This is a genomic window from Mycolicibacterium diernhoferi (assembly GCF_019456655.1).
GTDB lineage: Bacteria > Actinomycetota > Actinomycetes > Mycobacteriales > Mycobacteriaceae > Mycobacterium > Mycobacterium diernhoferi.
Genome location: NZ_CP080332.1, coordinates 2,292,858 through 2,307,085, shown reverse-complemented (window position 1 = coordinate 2,307,085; position 14,228 = coordinate 2,292,858). Strand labels below are relative to the sequence as shown.

The following is a 14,228-nucleotide window of genomic DNA, read 5'->3' as shown; positions in this document are numbered from 1 at the left end:
TTTACGTACGGAGAACGTACGTAAACGCGCCGAAGTCGTATCAGGCGACGGGGGCGGGCACCTTCTCGGTCTTGGTGGCGCTCACCGTCAGCGCGGCGAAGGCGCTCAGGCCCGCGATCACGAAACACAGTGCGGTGTACCACAGGCTGCCGATCGGGTCACCGTTGTCGGTGACGCCGTCGACGGCGCCGAAGTAGGCCGGCAGCGCGGTCACCCACAGCACCGCCATCACCACCAGATAGCCCACGCCGAAGCGCACCATCAGCGGGCTGGTGTGCCGCGCCTCGGTGGCCCCCGCCGGGGTGTTGCGCAGCCGCTGCCACTGCTTGACCAGCACCGGCACCGCGACGACGGTGATCGCGACCAGTTCCAGCGCGTACACCACACCCATCACGGTGAAGTTGGTGAACGATCCGATGATCGTGGCGGGCGCGGGCAGCAGCACGGTGCCGATGGACGCGAGCACGCCGACGACGACGGTGCGCCAGAGGATCTGCCACCCGGTGAACCGCTGTCCCCGGTCGACGTGGCGGCCGACGAAGAACTGCACGCAGAAGGCCAGTGACATCGGCCAGAGCGTGGCGAACACCACGATGCTGGGCAGCGGCACCGAGTCCAGGAACGGCTGGGCCATCGGATGGTCCAGCGTCCATTCCCACCACCGCAGTTGCGGGCCCAGGTGGTCGAAGATCTCGTAGAACGCGTGATGGACGAATCCGACGCACACCGCCCCGACGAGGGCGCCGTACCGCCGGAACACCCCGAGGGTGCGCACGATCTCGAAGGCGATGGTGGCCATCATCGGGTAGATCGCGATGATGTAGAGCGGTAGTCGTCCCCACAGGAAGTCGACGGTGAACACGTTGTGCGCGAACATCGTGTCGACGTACTCGGCGATGCCGAACTGCGCCGGGAAGTACAGCGGCGGTTCGATGATCGCCAGATAGGCGATGGCGCCGAACCACAGCACCAGGTTGGTGGCATCACCGTGGCGCCGGTACCGGGTGATCGCGTACACCAGTGCCAGGACTGCGCCGACGATCACCGTGAGCTCCAGCACCGGCAGCGTCCAGTTCTCCAGCGCGAACGGACTGCGCAGTTCCACCAGGCCCCCGGCCTCGGCGCAGGAGAAGCCCATCCGTTCGGCGAGTTGCTCGAATGTGGGCGCACACAGATCAGACATCGGCTGCTTTCTTGTCCTCGGAGCCGGCGGCGGGCGTGTTCGCCGTGTACCACTGGGTTACGTCGTAACCGGCGTCGAAGCGATCGAACCATTCTCCGGCCAGCACCGGGAGCTTTTCGTGTTCTGGGTTGTGGCCGGGGATCTGGCTGCGCACGATGCCGACCAGTGCGGCGGCCATCTCGCGCTTGGACAGACCGGCGAAAGCGTTCTCCAGTGGGCCGTAGTCGGGGCGAAGCCCGATTCGCCTCAGCAGCTTGTTCTTTCGGCCTTCCAACGCGAACGCGGACATGGCGTCGACCTTGCGCACCTCCAGCGGAAGGTGTTTGTTGAAGCCTTCGCAGGCCATCCGGACCACGTCGAGCACGTGCTTGAAGACCGAGGGCGCGACCCGCATGCGGTACCAGGGGTCATCGACGAGTCCGTCGTAGATGATGAGCGCGGAGCTGCGGTGTTCGACCTCTTCCACGAAGTGCCACAGGAACAGTGAGGCCACCCGGTCGTCGCCGGGGGCGAACAACCGGTCGTCGTTGTCGAGCATGAGCTTGAACACCGGCGTGAAGGTCGCCTCCAGGTCGGCGGTGTAGGCCAGCCGGTACTTCAGCGACTTGGTGGCGACCAGGTCGTCGAACGACTTGATCACCTCGTCGAGGGTCTCCTTGAGCGCCGGGTAGGCCTTGATGAGCCCCTTGGCGTGCTGGCGGTGGGCCATCGAATGCTGACCCTCCTGCCGGGTGAAGGCGTCGGCCTCCTCGGCGATGACCGGGTCGGTGAGCAGCGGCTTGGCCTCGGTCATGGTGGTGACGATCATCTTCTCGAACGCGATCGCCAGGAAGGACACTGCGTTGGCCATCGCGGAGAACGCCGGGTTGGCCTCGTTCCACAGGAAGGGGACGTCGTGATCGGCGAAGCCGAACCGCATCTTGCGTACTTGCAGGTTGGTCATGGCCGGAAACTATCACACGATCATACGCATCAACGTTTACTTGTATGATTACCGGTGCGTGCTACCGTCGCGTTCTCCGACTCACGAGCGAAAGACGACGATGGCACGCAGGCGCGGTTGGGGCGGAGATCCACCCCAGACCGATGAGGAAGCCACCCGCCGCATCGTCACCGCGGCCGTCGACCTGGTCAGCGCCACCGGGAAAGCCATCTCCCTGGCCGATGTCGCCACCTCGCTCGGCATCATCCGCCAGACCGTGTACCGCTACTTCCCCACCTCCGACGCGTTGATGCGGGCGGTGGCGATGGGCTCGGTCGACGCCTTCCTGGACCGACTGGCCACCCACGTGCGCGGCATCCACGATCCGGCCGAGGCCCTCACCGAGGGCACGCTGTTCACGCTCGCCGAGGTCGGGCGCACCCCGCATCTGGGCATCCTGCTCTCGGAGTCCTACCCGCACAACCACACTGAGGACCTCACCTCGGAAGAGGCTCGCGCCATCGGCATGCGGATGATCGACCGCTTCGATGTGGACTGGGCTGCACACGGATACGACGAGGCCAGCCTGCAGGAGCTGGTCGAGTTCACCCTGCGGATCATGCTGTCCTTCTTCGTGGCCCCCAACGACGCCCGACGCTCCCCGGAGGAACTGCGAAAGTTCCTGCGGCGCTGGCTCGGCAGCGCGGTCACCGCGCAACGGGACCAGCGATGACATCCGTCGACGAACCCCGCACCCTACGCAAGGACGCCCAGCGAAATCGGCAACGCATCCTCGATGCGGCACGTGACCTGTTCGCCCAGCGCGGCCTTGAAGCCACCCTCAACGATGTGGCCCACCACGCCGGGGTGGGTGTCGGCACGGTGTACCGGCGGTTCGCCACCAAAGAGGAATTGCTGGACGCCATCTTCGAAAGCGCCATCGACCAGATCGTGGCCCTGGCAGAATCGGCTCTCGCGCAGCCGAACTCGTGGGACGGGTTCGTGTGGTTCGTCGAGCAGATGTGCGGGCTGACGGCGACCGACCGCGGCCTGCGGGAGATGGTGTTCAGCACGGCCTACGGCGGGTACTCGGTGGCGTGCGCCCGGCAGCGGCTGGTGCCCCCGGTCTCCCGGCTGTTCGAGCGGGCCCGCACCGACGGCTACCTGCGCGCCGATGCCGCGCACACCGATATGCCGATCCTGAGCCTGCTGGCCGGCACCGTGAGCGAATGGGCCGGCCATGTCGAACCCGAGCTGTGGCATCGCTACGTCGCCCTGCTGCTCGAAGGTCTGCGGCGCCGGGATGGCCAGATCCGCCTGCCCGTCGACCCGCTGGACGACGACCAGATGGACACCGCGATGTACGGCTGGCAACCGGCGGGCTAACCGCCGCTGGGCCCCAGCAGAATTCGTGCCACCTCGGTCGTCGTCTGCACGCCGTCGTCGTATCCGCCCCGTCCGCCCAGCGCGTTCATGATGGCCAACGTGTAGCGCTGCCCCGGCCCGGCGAAACCGACGGAGTTGACCACCCAGCCGCCCTCTTCCTGCGACCAGCCGTTCTTGTTGCCCGGCGACATCGCGGAGCCGGCGCCCCAGACACCCCACTGTTGCGAACGGTCGACCCGCTGCATCTCGGCGATCACCGCGGCGGCGTTGGCCGGGGTGAGACCGGTCAGCACATAGTTCATCAGGGCGTCGAAATCGTCGGCGGTGCCCTTCTGGAACCCCCAGTACGGGTAGACATCCCCGAATCCGGGCTGGGGCCGCACGCTTGCCATCCCGTACCGGAGGAAGCCGACGTTGAACACGTTGGCCGGTCCGCCGTAGCGCGACCACAGGTCGTCGGCGGCGTCGTTGTCCGAACTGCGCAGCATCGCCGCCATCTGATGGCGGTCCGCCGCGCTGAGGCGCAGCGCGCCGGACTGCTCGCGGGTCAACAGATCGGCGACCATCGCCAGTTTGATCGTCGACGCGGTCCAGATCGGGGTTGCGGCCGCGGCGCTGCGATACCGGGCGCCGGTCACCCGGTCGCGCAGCACGAACCCGATCGTTCCCGGCCGCCCCGCGATGTACGCCTCGGCCGTCGCGATGCGCTGGCGCAGCACACATTGCGCATCGCCTGCCGTGCAGGTCGCCGCTGCCGGTGGCGCCGCGACCAGCGCTAGGCACAGCAGCAGGACCGCGAGCGGCCCACAGATCCGGGTCACCGCAAGGCGCCGTCGATGGCGTTTCGCAGATCGTCCACGCTGCGCACCAGGATCTGCTCGCCGTCGACGAAGAAGGTGGGCGTGCCCTGCACACCCAGCAGCTCGCCATCTCGCTGGTCGACCCGGATGCGTTCCAGTGTCGCCGGCTCGTCGTAGGCCTTGTCGAATGCCGCCATGTCCAGCCCGAGCTCCTCGGCGAAACCGCGGAACACACCGTCGGCGGGCACTCGCTGCTCCCCCCATTCGGCCTGTGTTTCGAACATCTTTCGGTACATCGCCTCCAGCCGGCCCTGCTGTGCGGCGGCTTCCACGGCACGGGCGGCGCGCTCGCCGTTGTAGTGCCCGGACAGCGGAAAATAGCGCAGGACGAACTCGACCCGGTCGCCGTACTCCGCGCGCAGTTGTTCCACGATGGGATAGGCGGCGCGGCAGCCTTCGCATTCGAAGTCGAGGAATTCCACGAAGGTCGCCTGCGCATCGCGCGGGTCGGTGAGTCGATGACTGCTGTCGCGCACCACCTGCGCCGATCCGGTCTCCGCCGTCTCGGCACCGCGCTCGCGGTCGCCGCCCTTGATCAACACGACGATCGCCACCGCCACGATGATCAGGACGCCGACGGCGGTGATCACCGCCCGCCCGGCCCGAGTCTTGAGCACTGGACTTCTCCCCCGATCCGCGGCTGACGGCGCCGGGCACCCGCGCTGACGTGCATCTACGTAGTCGCTACGTAGGATGTTAGCGCAACGGCACTTCGACACACGGCAGGACAACGGTGATGCGGCGGATGACATCGGCAACCGTCAGACGACGAAACTTTCTGGGTGTCCCACTGACACTGCTCGCCGTGCTCGCCCTCATCCTCGGGTTGAACGCCTGCAGCACCGCTCCCGCACCCCCGACGGCCCAGACCGTCACCGACAAGGGCACGCCGTACGGCGATCTGCTCGTCCCGAAACTGAAGTCCTCGGTCACCGAGGGCGACATCGGGGTGTCGGTGGAGCAGCCGGTGACGGTGAGCGTCGAGGCCGGCGTCCTCGACGAGGTGACTCTGGTCAACGCGCAGGGCCGGGTGGTCGACGGTGAGCTGAGCCCCGACGGCGTCTCATGGCGTTCGGCCGAGCCGCTGGGCTACAACAAGGAATACACCCTCACCGCAGCCGCATTCGGCCTCGGCGGGGTGACGCGGACCAGCGCCACCTTCGAGACCCACTCCCCGCAGTATCTGACGATGCCCTACCTGATGCCCGGCGACGGCGCGGTGGTCGGCGTCGGCCAGCCCATCTCGGTGACCTTCGACGAGGTCATTCCCGACCGGCTGGCCGCCCAACGCGCCATCACCGTCACCACCAAACCCGCGGTGGAGGGCGCCTTCTACTGGATCAGTGGCCGCGAAGTGCGCTGGCGCCCAGCGAAATACTGGAAGCCCGGTACCACCGTCGAAGTCCAGGCGAAGACCTACGGAGTCGACCTGGGCGACGGGCTGTTCGGCCAGGACGACGCCAGCACCCGATTCACCATCGGCGATGAGGTCATCGCCACCGCCGACGACGCCACCAAGACCCTCACGGTGCGCGTCAACGGCGAAGTGGCCAAGACGATGCCGATCTCGATGGGTAAGGACAAGACACCCACCGACAACGGCACCTACATCATCGCCGAGCGCCTCGCCGACCTGGTGATGGACTCGTCGACCTACGGTGTACCGGTGAACTCCCCGGACGGATACCGCACCGAGGTGAAGTGGGCAACCCGGATGTCCTACAGCGGGATCTTCGTGCACGCCGCGCCGTGGTCGGTGGGCAGCCAGGGCCGGGCGAACGTCAGCCACGGATGCCTGAACGTCAGCACCGAGAACGCGAAGTGGTTCTACGACAACACCAAACGTGGCGACATCGTCGAAGTGGTCAACACCGTCGGGCCGACGCTGTCGGGGACCGACGGCCTCGGCGACTGGAACATCCCCTGGTCGCAGTGGAAGGCCGGTAACGCCGTCACCTGATCGGTCAGTGGTTCGGCGCGCCGGAGCGCAGCGGGATCAGTGCCGACAGATCAGGTTGACCACCACCGGCGCCGCCACGGTCACCGCGATGGTGGCCCAGGCGGTCACCCGGTGACACCGCAGGCTGCCGGGGTGCGCCGGTATCAGCAGCCGGTTGGCCCGCCGGGTGATCGCGGACGCGGCGACTCCGAGACCCGCCGGTGCGACCGGCCCGGCCAGCTTGACCATCCCGGCCACCAGGGTTCGGCCGCCGTGCCGGCGAGCGGCGAGGTCATCGGCGCACATCTCCAGCAGTTCGCCGACCGCGTCCGCGGCACGCGGGAACAACGGCAACCGGGGCAGGGTCGCGGCCAGCGCCCGCAGCACCATCAACAACTGGTGGTGACGACCGGTGATGTGGGCGTTCTCGTGCGCCAGCACCGCATCCAGTTGTGATCCGGTGAGGCGCTCGACCGCGGCGCTGGTCACCACGATGGCATTCGGGCGGCCCGCCACGCAGTACGCGGCCGGCCGTTCGGCGTTCAGCACGAAGACATCCGGGCGGTCGGTGGGCTCACCGATCAACCGGGCCGCCTGCGCGTGCTCACGACTGCTCGCCCACAGCCCGCGCACGGCCCGGCCCGCCCGCACCCCGACCACCGTCCACAGCAGCACGGCGGCAGCGATGAGCAGCACGGTGCCCTCCACACTCGGTGTGGCAACCTGTTCGGGGATGCCGAGCAACTCCAGACACACCACGATCACCGGGGATTCGGGCAGCCCGCGCACACCGTGCACGACGGTCAGGACGACCGCGACCGACCAGGCTGCCAGCACCCCGAGGATCGCGGTGAGCCAAACTGCCACCCCCAGGCGCGGATTCAGGCCACCCCGAGTCAACCGTGACAGCAGCGGCGGTGCCAGCCAGGTCACCAGTATCCCGTAGAGCAGCAGATAGACCGCGGCCGTCATCGGCGTCGCTTCTGGGTGGCCGATGACCGCAGCGCCGCCTTCAGTTGCGCCGACTCCTCGTCGGACATCTGCTCGACGAAGAAGGCGAGAACGGCCTCGGGCCTGCCGCCGGTCTGGAACGCCGCCCGCATCAGGTTGGCCGAGCGCTGCTCACGGGTCATGGTCGCCCAGTACCGGTAGGCCTTACCCTCCCGCTCGCGACGCACCCAACCCTTGCGGTGCAGGTTGTCCAGCGTGGACAGCACGGTCGTATAGGCGATCTGCCGCGCGTCGCAGAGTTCTTCGAACACCTCGCGAACGGTGACACCGTCTTCTCGGCCCCAGACCCGATCCATCACCGTGGCTTCGAGATCACCGAACCCCCGCTGCTGCATCCGTACCTCCGTTCTGGCAGCCCAATCTACGCCCCGGCTACGTAGATCGGTGCCGCGATCAGAATGCGCGGCCGGCGGCGACGGACCGCTGAGCGTCGAATGCCGTTGCCAGTGCCTCCCGGAACGCATGCACGGCGGGATGCGCCACCCGCGCGCTGCGGGTCAGGGTGAACAGCCGCCGGCTCGGCGCACCACGCAGTTCCACCAGGCGCACGCCGTGCGCCCATTCCGCGCGCAGCAGCGAGGGCACCAACGACACCGCCCGCCCGGCCCGCACCATCTGCAGGTGCACCAGCAGGTCGACCCCGTCGAACCGGACATCGGGTTCGAATCCGCTGTCGCGGCAGGTGGCCCGGGCCCACCGTCCGGGCGCGGAGTTCACCGGGTCCAGCGCCCACGGCGCCGTCGCGACCTCCGACAACGAATTCACCGCACTCCACGGACCGGAGGCCGGCACGGCGAGCAGCATCTCGTCGGCCCCCAGATCCCTGCGGTGCAACCCGGCGCGCGCCGGCAGCGATCCGCCCGGGTACTCCTCTCCGACCACGACGTCGAACGTTCCCGCCAGCAGACCCGACGCCGCCTCGGACACATCGCGCTGGGAGACGTCCACGTGCAACTCCGGGTGCACCCGCTCCAGCGTCTCCAGGACCGCCGGCAGCAGGGACAGCAGCGCGGTCTGCAGGGAGGCGATGTGCAGGCTGCCGCCCACCGCGCCCACCGAGGCCGCGAGTTCGGACTCCGCCGATTCGATGGCGGCGATCGCCACCCGGGTGTGTTCGACCAGGATCCGCGCCGCATCGGTGAGCCGGACACTGCGGCCGATCGGCTCGGTCAGTGCCGTGCCCACCTCGCGCTCCAGCGTCGTGAGCTGCTGGGACACCGCCGAGGGGCTGTAGTTCAGCGACTGCGCGACCGCGGCGAGCGAGCCACGTCGTTCCAATTCGTGAAGGACGATGAGGCGCTGCAGATTCAGCATGGTGCGCCTCCCGCAGCCGGCCGATCATTCATCAGAATTACTTACCTATATGACTCAAAAAGACTCGCTGGACTGATGATAGCCCCGAAGTCGAGGATGGCTGCATGTCCGCGCGCGCTCCGTCGAGCATCCTGATGATCCTGGGGTCGTGCATGTCGCTGCAGTTGGGTGCGGTGATCGCGATACCGCTGCTGGCGCAGTTCGGTGCGGGGCTGACGACCGGCGCCCGTCTGCTCATCTCGGGCCTGCTGCTGCTGGCGCTGCACCGGCCGCGCGCCTTCGGCTGGGATCGTGACACCTGGAAAGCCGTGCTGCTCTTCGGCTTCGCCATGGCCGGCATGAACGGGTTCTTCTATGCCGCCATCGCGCGCATCCCACTCGGCATTGCCGTCACCATCGAATTCGCCGGGCCTCTCCTGCTCTCGGCGGCATTGTCCCGGCGGCGCCGCGACCTGGGCTGGGTGCTGGCGGCGGCCGCGGCCATCGCGGTATTGGGTTTCGGCGAACACGGCGGCGGCGGAGGCGGGGACAGGCTCGACCCCGTCGGTGTCGGCTACGCGTTGATCGCGGCCGCCTTCTGGGCCTTCTACATCGCGGCCGGCAAGCGGGTCACCACCCGCATGCCCGGGCAGGGGTCACTCGCGATCGGCATCCTCATCGGTGCGTTCGTGGTCGCCCCGTTCGGTGTCGGGGCCGTCGGCGACCTCGCGGCCACCGTCCCGGCGGTGCTGATCCCCCTGGTGGGCATGGCCCTGCTGTCCTCGCTGATCCCGTACTCACTGGAATTCGTGGCCATGCGCCGGATGAGCCCGCGCATTTTCGGCGTGCTGCTGTGTCTGGAACCGGTCGTCGCCGGCGCCGCCGGCTGGCTGCTGCTCGGCCAGACCCTCACCTGGGTGCACGTGTTCGCCATGCTCGTCGTGGTGGTCTCGGCCGTCACCGTCACCGTGAGCCAACCGGCGCCGCCCGCGCACGCTCTCCCCGGCCGACGAGGCGCCGCCTCAGCCGGTCGGGCAGGTCCCGGCGGCCTCCCGCAACACCTGGGCTGACTGGGAGTCGACGGGCAGCCCGTAGCCGCGCAGCACCGCGGCGAACTGCACCGAGTACTGGCACCAGAACGCCCGGTTCTGCGGCATCCACACCGCCGGCTCACCATCGCCCTTGTTCTGGTTGGCCGCCCCGGACACCGCCAGCAGGTTGGCCGGATCGTTGGCGAACCGCAGCCGCATCTGATCAGACCAGTTGCGCGCACCCAGATCCCAGGCCAGTGCCAGCGGCACGATGTGGTCGATCTGCACCGACGCGCCGGTCTGGTTGCCACGCACGAACGCGACAGAGGCATTGGTGTACGGGTCGATCAGCGTGCCGGTCGCCACGGCTGTCGGGCACCGTTTGATGGACACATAGGACTTCTCGACCAGATCACGGTCCAAGATGTCGTTGCGGGTATCGCAGCCGTTGCGCCCGCCCGGGGCATCGTTGTCGTCATCCCAGGATTCCCCGAACGCCGCGCGCCGGTAGTCGTAACCGCGGATGCGCAGCGGGATCTCGGGGACGCCGGCCAGCACGTCGACGCCCGGGGCCACGGTGGGGGTCTCGGCCTCGGCGACGTAGCGCACCGAGTCCGCACCGGGTTGCGTGGTGACCTGAACCGCGACCAGCACCGCCAGCGCGGCCCCCGCCGCCAGCAGGCCGATCCGTTTCACGACTTGTCCAGGTACTGCACGCGGTCGGAGTTGCGGAACGGCGCGGCGAGCACATCCAGCCCGGGCTGGTACGGGTTGTCCAGATACGCCGACTCGCAGAAGCTGCGGGCGTCCTGGATGATGCCCAGGTGATCGGCCAGGGACAGGAATCGCAGGGTGGTGAGACGTCCGGACTGGTTGTAGCCCAGCACATCTCCCTCCTGACGCTCCTGCAGGTCGAGGTCGGCCAGCGCGAAGCCGTCCAGCGTGCCGGCCACCGCGCGCAACCGCTCCCCCGCCTTGGAGCTCTCCGGCATCCGCGTCACCAGCAGGCACAGGCTCGGATGCTGCCCGCGGCCGATCCGCCCGCGCAGCTGGTGGAGCTGGCTGATGCCGAACCGGTCGGCGTCCATCACCACCATCATGGTGGCGTTGGGGACGTCCACGCCGACCTCGATGACGGTGGTGCAGATCAGCACGTCGATCTCACCGGCCCGGAACGCGGACATCACCGCGTCCTTCTCCTCGGGCGCCAGCCGCCCGTGCATCAGACCGAGCCGCAACCCGGCCAGCGGGCCGGTGCTCAACCGTTCCAGCACCTGCAGCACGGTGACCGGCGGCGGGCCGTGCTCATAGGCGTTCTTCTTGTCGGGTTCCTCGTCGATGCGCGAGGCCACCACATAGGCCTGCCGGCCGGCGGCGACCTCCTCGACGATCCGTGCCCACGCCCGGTCCAGCCAGGACGGTTTGTCCTTGGTGAACACCACATTGCTGGCGATGGGCTGCCGGCCGCGGGGCAACTCGCGCAAGGTCGAGGTCTCCAGGTCGCCGAACACCGTGAGCGCGATGGTCCGCGGGATCGGCGTCGCGGTCATCACCAGCAGATGCGGGGTGATGCCGCCGGTGGCCTTGGCGCGCAACCGGTCACGTTGCTCGACACCGAACCGGTGTTGCTCGTCGACAACCACCATGCCCAGCCGGCTGAACTCCACCGACTCCTGGATGATGGCATGGGTGCCCACGACGATTCCCGCTGTGCCGGAATAGATCTCATCACGTGCCTGGCGTTTCTGCGCCGGCGACATAGAGCCGGTGAGCAAGGTGATCGCCGTCGCGCCGTCGGCCGCACCGAGTTCCCCGGCCATCGCGAGCGGCCCGAGCACCTGGCGGATGGACCGGTAGTGCTGCGCGGCGAGCACCTCGGTGGGCGCCAGCAGCGCGCACTGCATGCCAGCATCCACCATCTGCAGCATCGCCAGGATCGAGACGATGGTCTTGCCGGATCCGACCTCGCCCTGCAGCATCCGGTTCATCGGCCGGGCCCCGGCCAATTCTTCGGAGATCACCTCGAGCACCTCGCGCTGCCCGTTGGTCAACTCGAACGGTAGCTGCCCGAGCAGAGCGGCCGCCAGACCGTCGTCGCGGCGCGGGGCGGGCGGACCGGTCTCCCCGAGTTCGCCGTAGCGCCGTGACACCAGCGCCCACTGCAGCCCGATCGCCTCGTCGTAGGTCAGCCGTTCCTGCGCCGCGGCCCGCTCGATGGCGTTCTCGGACATGTGCACGCCCCGCAGCGCCTTGTCTTCGGACACCAGATCCCATTGCCGCAGAAAGGATTCCGGAAGCAGCTCCGGTATCGGATCGAGCACGGCCAGCACCTGCTGCACGCAGGCGTAGATGTCCCAGCTCTGCAGCTTCTTGGTCGCCGGGTAGATCGGGAAGAAGTCCTTCTCGAACGCCGCCAGCACGCCCGCGCCGGACTCTCCGGACGCATCGGCGATCTTCGCGAACGACCGGGTGCCGATGGTCCTTCCGGTCGGCGAGTCGATCACCAGGAACGCGGGATGGGACAGTTGCATCGTGTTCCGGAAGTAGCCGATCTCCCCGGACAGCATCACCCGGGTGCCTTCGGTCAGGCTCTTCTCGAGGAACTCGGCGTTGAAGAAGGTCGCCGTGATCGGTGGATTGCGCTCGCCCAGGGTGACCCGCAGGAACTTTCGCTGCCTCTTGCCGGTCTGCCTGCGCATGTAGTTGGCCTCGGCCTTGGTGATGACGTCGACGAAGGTGACATGCGAACCCTCTTCGAGTTCGATCGCCTCGCCTTCTTCGCGCACGCTCATCCCGTCGCTGTACTTGCGCGGATAGTGCCGCAGCAGATCGTTCACGGTGCGGATACCGAACGCCTCTTCCAGCTTGTCGGAGGCCTTGGAACCGATGATGGGAGCGAGCAGATCGTTGAGTGCGACCACGGCTATTCGACCCCGATCAGCAGGGCGTCACCGTGATGGTCGGTGCGGTAACTCACCAGTTCGACACCCAGATGTCGTTGCCGCACATGGTCACGCAAACGTTCGCCCACTTTCTCGTCGACACCGGCGCCGATCAGCACGGTGACCAACTCCCCGCCGGCGGCCAGCAGCAGGTCGATCAGCCCGGCCCCGGCGGCGGCCAGGTCCCGGCCCACGATCAGCACCTCATCGCCGGCAATGCCCAGCCCGTCACCGGGTTTGCAGGAACCCGCCCAGGTCAGCGCCTCCTCGGTGGCCACCCGCACCGCACCGTGCCGGGCGCCCGCCGCGGCGCGCGCCATGGTGTATCCGTCATCCACGCCCTGGCGGGCCGGATCATGCACAGCGAGCGCGGCGAGTCCCTGCACCATCGACCCGGCGGGCACCGGCACCACGTCGATGCCCCACCCGGTGGCCGCGGTGCAGCCGGCCACCAGCTCCTCGGCCGCGATGAAACCGTTGGGCAGCACCATGATCTGCGCGGCGTTGGTATCCACCAGCGCCCGCAGCAACTGCTGCGCACTGATCGGCGCCCCGGCGTGCGGGCGCAACACGTGCGCGCCCTCACCGGCGAACAGCGTTGCCGCACCGTCCCCGTCGACCACGGCGAGCACCGCCCGGTCCCGCCCGGTCTGCATCGCCGGGCGGGCGCCGGTGAGCACGGTGATCTGGATGCCGGTGAGGGTGCCGAGCGCCAGGCCGGCCTCCACGGCAGCACCGGCATTGTCGGTGTGCACGTGTACCGAATGGGTTCCGCCGCAGCCGGCGGTGATCGCCACCGAGTCCCCCAGCGCGTCCAGCGCGGCGCGCAGGCCCTCGATGGCGTCGGCCGCACAGCCGCTCAGCAGATACATCACCTCGAACTGCGGCGGCGCGGTGGAGGTGATCGTCGGCTCGGCCGGATCCCCGGCCGGTTCGTAGGTGTCGCGCCGCGGCGCGGTGCCGACCAGCGTCGCGGTCAGCGCGTCCAGCAGGACCAGCAGTCCTCGCCCGCCCGCGTCCACCACCCCGGCCTCGGCCAGGACGTCGAGCTGATCGGGGGTGTGCTCCAGCGCCACCACCGCCGCGGCCGCGGCCGCCCCGACCACCGTCGACACGTCGGCGCCCGTGGCGGCGAGTTCCTCGGCGGCATCGGCGGCCGAACCGAGCACCGAGATGATGGTCCCCGGCACCGCTTCGCCCATCGAGGCCACCACCAGGTTCTCGGCGCAGTGCAACGCCGCGGCGAAGGCCGGCCCGTCGATCTCGGCCGCCCGCCGGTCCGCGGCGACGTCGGCGAAGCCGCGCAGGATCTGGGACAGGATCACCCCGGAGTTGCCGCGCGCGCCGCGCAGCGCGCCGTCGGCCAGGCTGGCGGTCAGCGCGGCGAGGTCCAGATCGTCGCGGACATCTAGTGCGGCCACCGCGGACCGCATGGTGAACAGCATGTTGGTGCCGGTGTCGGAGTCCGCGACGGGGAAGACATTGAGCCGGTTGATCTCCTCGGTATGGGTGATGAGCTGCCCGACGGCGGTGTGCGCCCAGCGCCGCAGTGCGGGTGCATCGAGCCGCGCAGCCGACATCAATCCACCCTTCCAGCTCGGACCAGCCCGTGCGCGCAAGAATAGCCATCGCCGCCGACAGCGCTGCCGCAGCTGCACACG

At 68.6% G+C, this 14,228-nt stretch carries 14 protein-coding genes; 4 read left to right on the top strand and 10 right to left on the bottom strand.

Features of this window, described 5'->3' with window-relative positions:
• Nucleotides 1-40 precede the first annotated feature (40 nt).
• Together K0O62_RS10855 and K0O62_RS10850 are read right to left on the bottom strand one after the other, a co-directional pair.
• Nucleotides 41-1,183: a DUF7802 domain-containing protein gene (locus tag K0O62_RS10855; protein WP_073856001.1), complete on the bottom strand. Its 1,143-nt coding sequence runs from the start codon at nucleotides 1,181-1,183 to the stop codon at nucleotides 41-43.
• Nucleotides 1,176-2,126: a metal-dependent hydrolase gene (locus tag K0O62_RS10850; RefSeq protein ID WP_073856000.1), complete on the bottom strand. Its 951-nt coding sequence runs from the start codon at nucleotides 2,124-2,126 to the stop codon at nucleotides 1,176-1,178. The genes K0O62_RS10855 and K0O62_RS10850 overlap by 8 nt, the downstream gene beginning before the upstream one ends.
• Nucleotides 2,127-2,226: 100 nt before the next feature.
• Between K0O62_RS10850 and K0O62_RS10845 the strand changes: the two genes are divergently transcribed.
• Nucleotides 2,227-2,838: a TetR/AcrR family transcriptional regulator gene (locus K0O62_RS10845; protein WP_073855999.1), complete on the top strand. Its 612-nt coding sequence runs from the start codon at nucleotides 2,227-2,229 to the stop codon at nucleotides 2,836-2,838.
• Entirely contained in the window at nucleotides 2,835-3,491 is a 657-nt protein-coding gene (locus K0O62_RS10840; RefSeq protein ID WP_073855998.1) for a TetR/AcrR family transcriptional regulator, read from the top strand. The genes K0O62_RS10845 and K0O62_RS10840 overlap by 4 nt, the downstream gene beginning before the upstream one ends.
• Here K0O62_RS10840 and K0O62_RS10835 read toward each other — a convergent pair.
• Nucleotides 3,488-4,312 carry a serine hydrolase gene (locus K0O62_RS10835; RefSeq protein WP_372512826.1) on the bottom strand — a complete coding sequence of 275 codons (825 nt, stop codon included), beginning with the start codon at nucleotides 4,310-4,312 and terminating at the stop codon, nucleotides 3,488-3,490. The two genes, K0O62_RS10840 and K0O62_RS10835, sit on opposite strands and share 4 nt — an antisense overlap.
• The gene (locus tag K0O62_RS10830) at nucleotides 4,309-4,968 is read right to left on the bottom strand and encodes a DsbA family protein (protein ID WP_073855997.1); all 660 of its coding nucleotides are present in this window, start codon (nucleotides 4,966-4,968) and stop codon (nucleotides 4,309-4,311) included. The genes K0O62_RS10835 and K0O62_RS10830 overlap by 4 nt, the downstream gene beginning before the upstream one ends.
• A 119-nt stretch (nucleotides 4,969-5,087) precedes the next feature.
• Between K0O62_RS10830 and K0O62_RS10825 the strand changes: the two genes are divergently transcribed.
• Entirely contained in the window at nucleotides 5,088-6,311 is a 1,224-nt protein-coding gene (locus K0O62_RS10825) for a L,D-transpeptidase (protein ID WP_073855996.1), read from the top strand.
• Between the two features lie 36 nt (nucleotides 6,312-6,347).
• Here K0O62_RS10825 and K0O62_RS10820 read toward each other — a convergent pair whose 3' ends face one another.
• From K0O62_RS10820 to K0O62_RS10810, 3 genes are read right to left on the bottom strand one after another with little or no spacing between them, the layout of a single operon-like run.
• Nucleotides 6,348-7,262 carry a M56 family metallopeptidase gene (locus K0O62_RS10820; protein WP_073855995.1) on the bottom strand — a complete coding sequence of 305 codons (915 nt, stop codon included), beginning with the start codon at nucleotides 7,260-7,262 and terminating at the stop codon, nucleotides 6,348-6,350.
• Nucleotides 7,259-7,636, bottom strand: coding sequence for a BlaI/MecI/CopY family transcriptional regulator (locus tag K0O62_RS10815; RefSeq protein ID WP_073855994.1), 378 nt, complete (start codon nucleotides 7,634-7,636; stop codon nucleotides 7,259-7,261). The genes K0O62_RS10820 and K0O62_RS10815 overlap by 4 nt, the downstream gene beginning before the upstream one ends.
• 58 nt (nucleotides 7,637-7,694) lie before the next feature.
• Nucleotides 7,695-8,615 carry a LysR family transcriptional regulator gene (locus K0O62_RS10810; protein WP_073855993.1) on the bottom strand — a complete coding sequence of 307 codons (921 nt, stop codon included), beginning with the start codon at nucleotides 8,613-8,615 and terminating at the stop codon, nucleotides 7,695-7,697.
• Between the two features lie 104 nt (nucleotides 8,616-8,719).
• On the opposite strand from K0O62_RS10810, the gene K0O62_RS10805 reads away from it, so the two are divergent.
• The gene (locus K0O62_RS10805) at nucleotides 8,720-9,664 is read left to right on the top strand and encodes an EamA family transporter (RefSeq protein WP_073855992.1); all 945 of its coding nucleotides are present in this window, start codon (nucleotides 8,720-8,722) and stop codon (nucleotides 9,662-9,664) included.
• On the opposite strand, the gene K0O62_RS10800 is transcribed toward K0O62_RS10805, so the two are convergent.
• The 3 genes from K0O62_RS10800 to K0O62_RS10790 are packed head-to-tail and all read right to left on the bottom strand — an operon-like array spanning nucleotide 9,617 to nucleotide 14,147.
• The gene (locus K0O62_RS10800; protein WP_073855991.1) at nucleotides 9,617-10,321 is read right to left on the bottom strand and encodes an HNH endonuclease family protein; all 705 of its coding nucleotides are present in this window, start codon (nucleotides 10,319-10,321) and stop codon (nucleotides 9,617-9,619) included. The two genes, K0O62_RS10805 and K0O62_RS10800, sit on opposite strands and share 48 nt — an antisense overlap.
• Complete coding sequence (recG, locus tag K0O62_RS10795; protein WP_073855990.1) at nucleotides 10,318-12,546, bottom strand: ATP-dependent DNA helicase RecG; 2,229 nt, start codon at nucleotides 12,544-12,546, stop codon at nucleotides 10,318-10,320. Before recG ends, K0O62_RS10800 begins: the two co-directional genes overlap by 4 nt.
• 2 nt (nucleotides 12,547-12,548) lie before the next feature.
• Complete coding sequence (locus tag K0O62_RS10790) at nucleotides 12,549-14,147, bottom strand: fatty acid kinase ATP-binding subunit FakA (RefSeq protein WP_073855989.1); 1,599 nt, start codon at nucleotides 14,145-14,147, stop codon at nucleotides 12,549-12,551.
• Between the last annotated feature and the right edge of the window lie 81 nt (nucleotides 14,148-14,228).

Bases quoted from the DNA above. Each gene is read 5' to 3' on its own strand.
- K0O62_RS10855 (WP_073856001.1), bottom strand. From the start codon at position 1,183: ATGTCTGATCTGTGTGCGCCCACATTCGAGCAACTCGCCGAACGGATG.
- K0O62_RS10850 (WP_073856000.1), bottom strand. From the start codon at position 2,126: ATGACCAACCTGCAAGTACGCAAGATGCGGTTCGGCTTCGCCGATCAC.
- K0O62_RS10845 (WP_073855999.1), top strand. From the start codon at position 2,227: ATGGCACGCAGGCGCGGTTGGGGCGGAGATCCACCCCAGACCGATGAG.
- K0O62_RS10840 (WP_073855998.1), top strand. From the start codon at position 2,835: ATGACATCCGTCGACGAACCCCGCACCCTACGCAAGGACGCCCAGCGA.
- K0O62_RS10825 (WP_073855996.1), top strand. From the start codon at position 5,088: ATGCGGCGGATGACATCGGCAACCGTCAGACGACGAAACTTTCTGGGT.
- K0O62_RS10820 (WP_073855995.1), bottom strand. From the start codon at position 7,262: ATGACGGCCGCGGTCTATCTGCTGCTCTACGGGATACTGGTGACCTGG.
- K0O62_RS10815 (WP_073855994.1), bottom strand. From the start codon at position 7,636: ATGCAGCAGCGGGGGTTCGGTGATCTCGAAGCCACGGTGATGGATCGG.
- K0O62_RS10810 (WP_073855993.1), bottom strand. From the start codon at position 8,615: ATGCTGAATCTGCAGCGCCTCATCGTCCTTCACGAATTGGAACGACGT.
- K0O62_RS10805 (WP_073855992.1), top strand. From the start codon at position 8,720: ATGTCCGCGCGCGCTCCGTCGAGCATCCTGATGATCCTGGGGTCGTGC.
- K0O62_RS10790 (WP_073855989.1), bottom strand. From the start codon at position 14,147: ATGTCGGCTGCGCGGCTCGATGCACCCGCACTGCGGCGCTGGGCGCAC.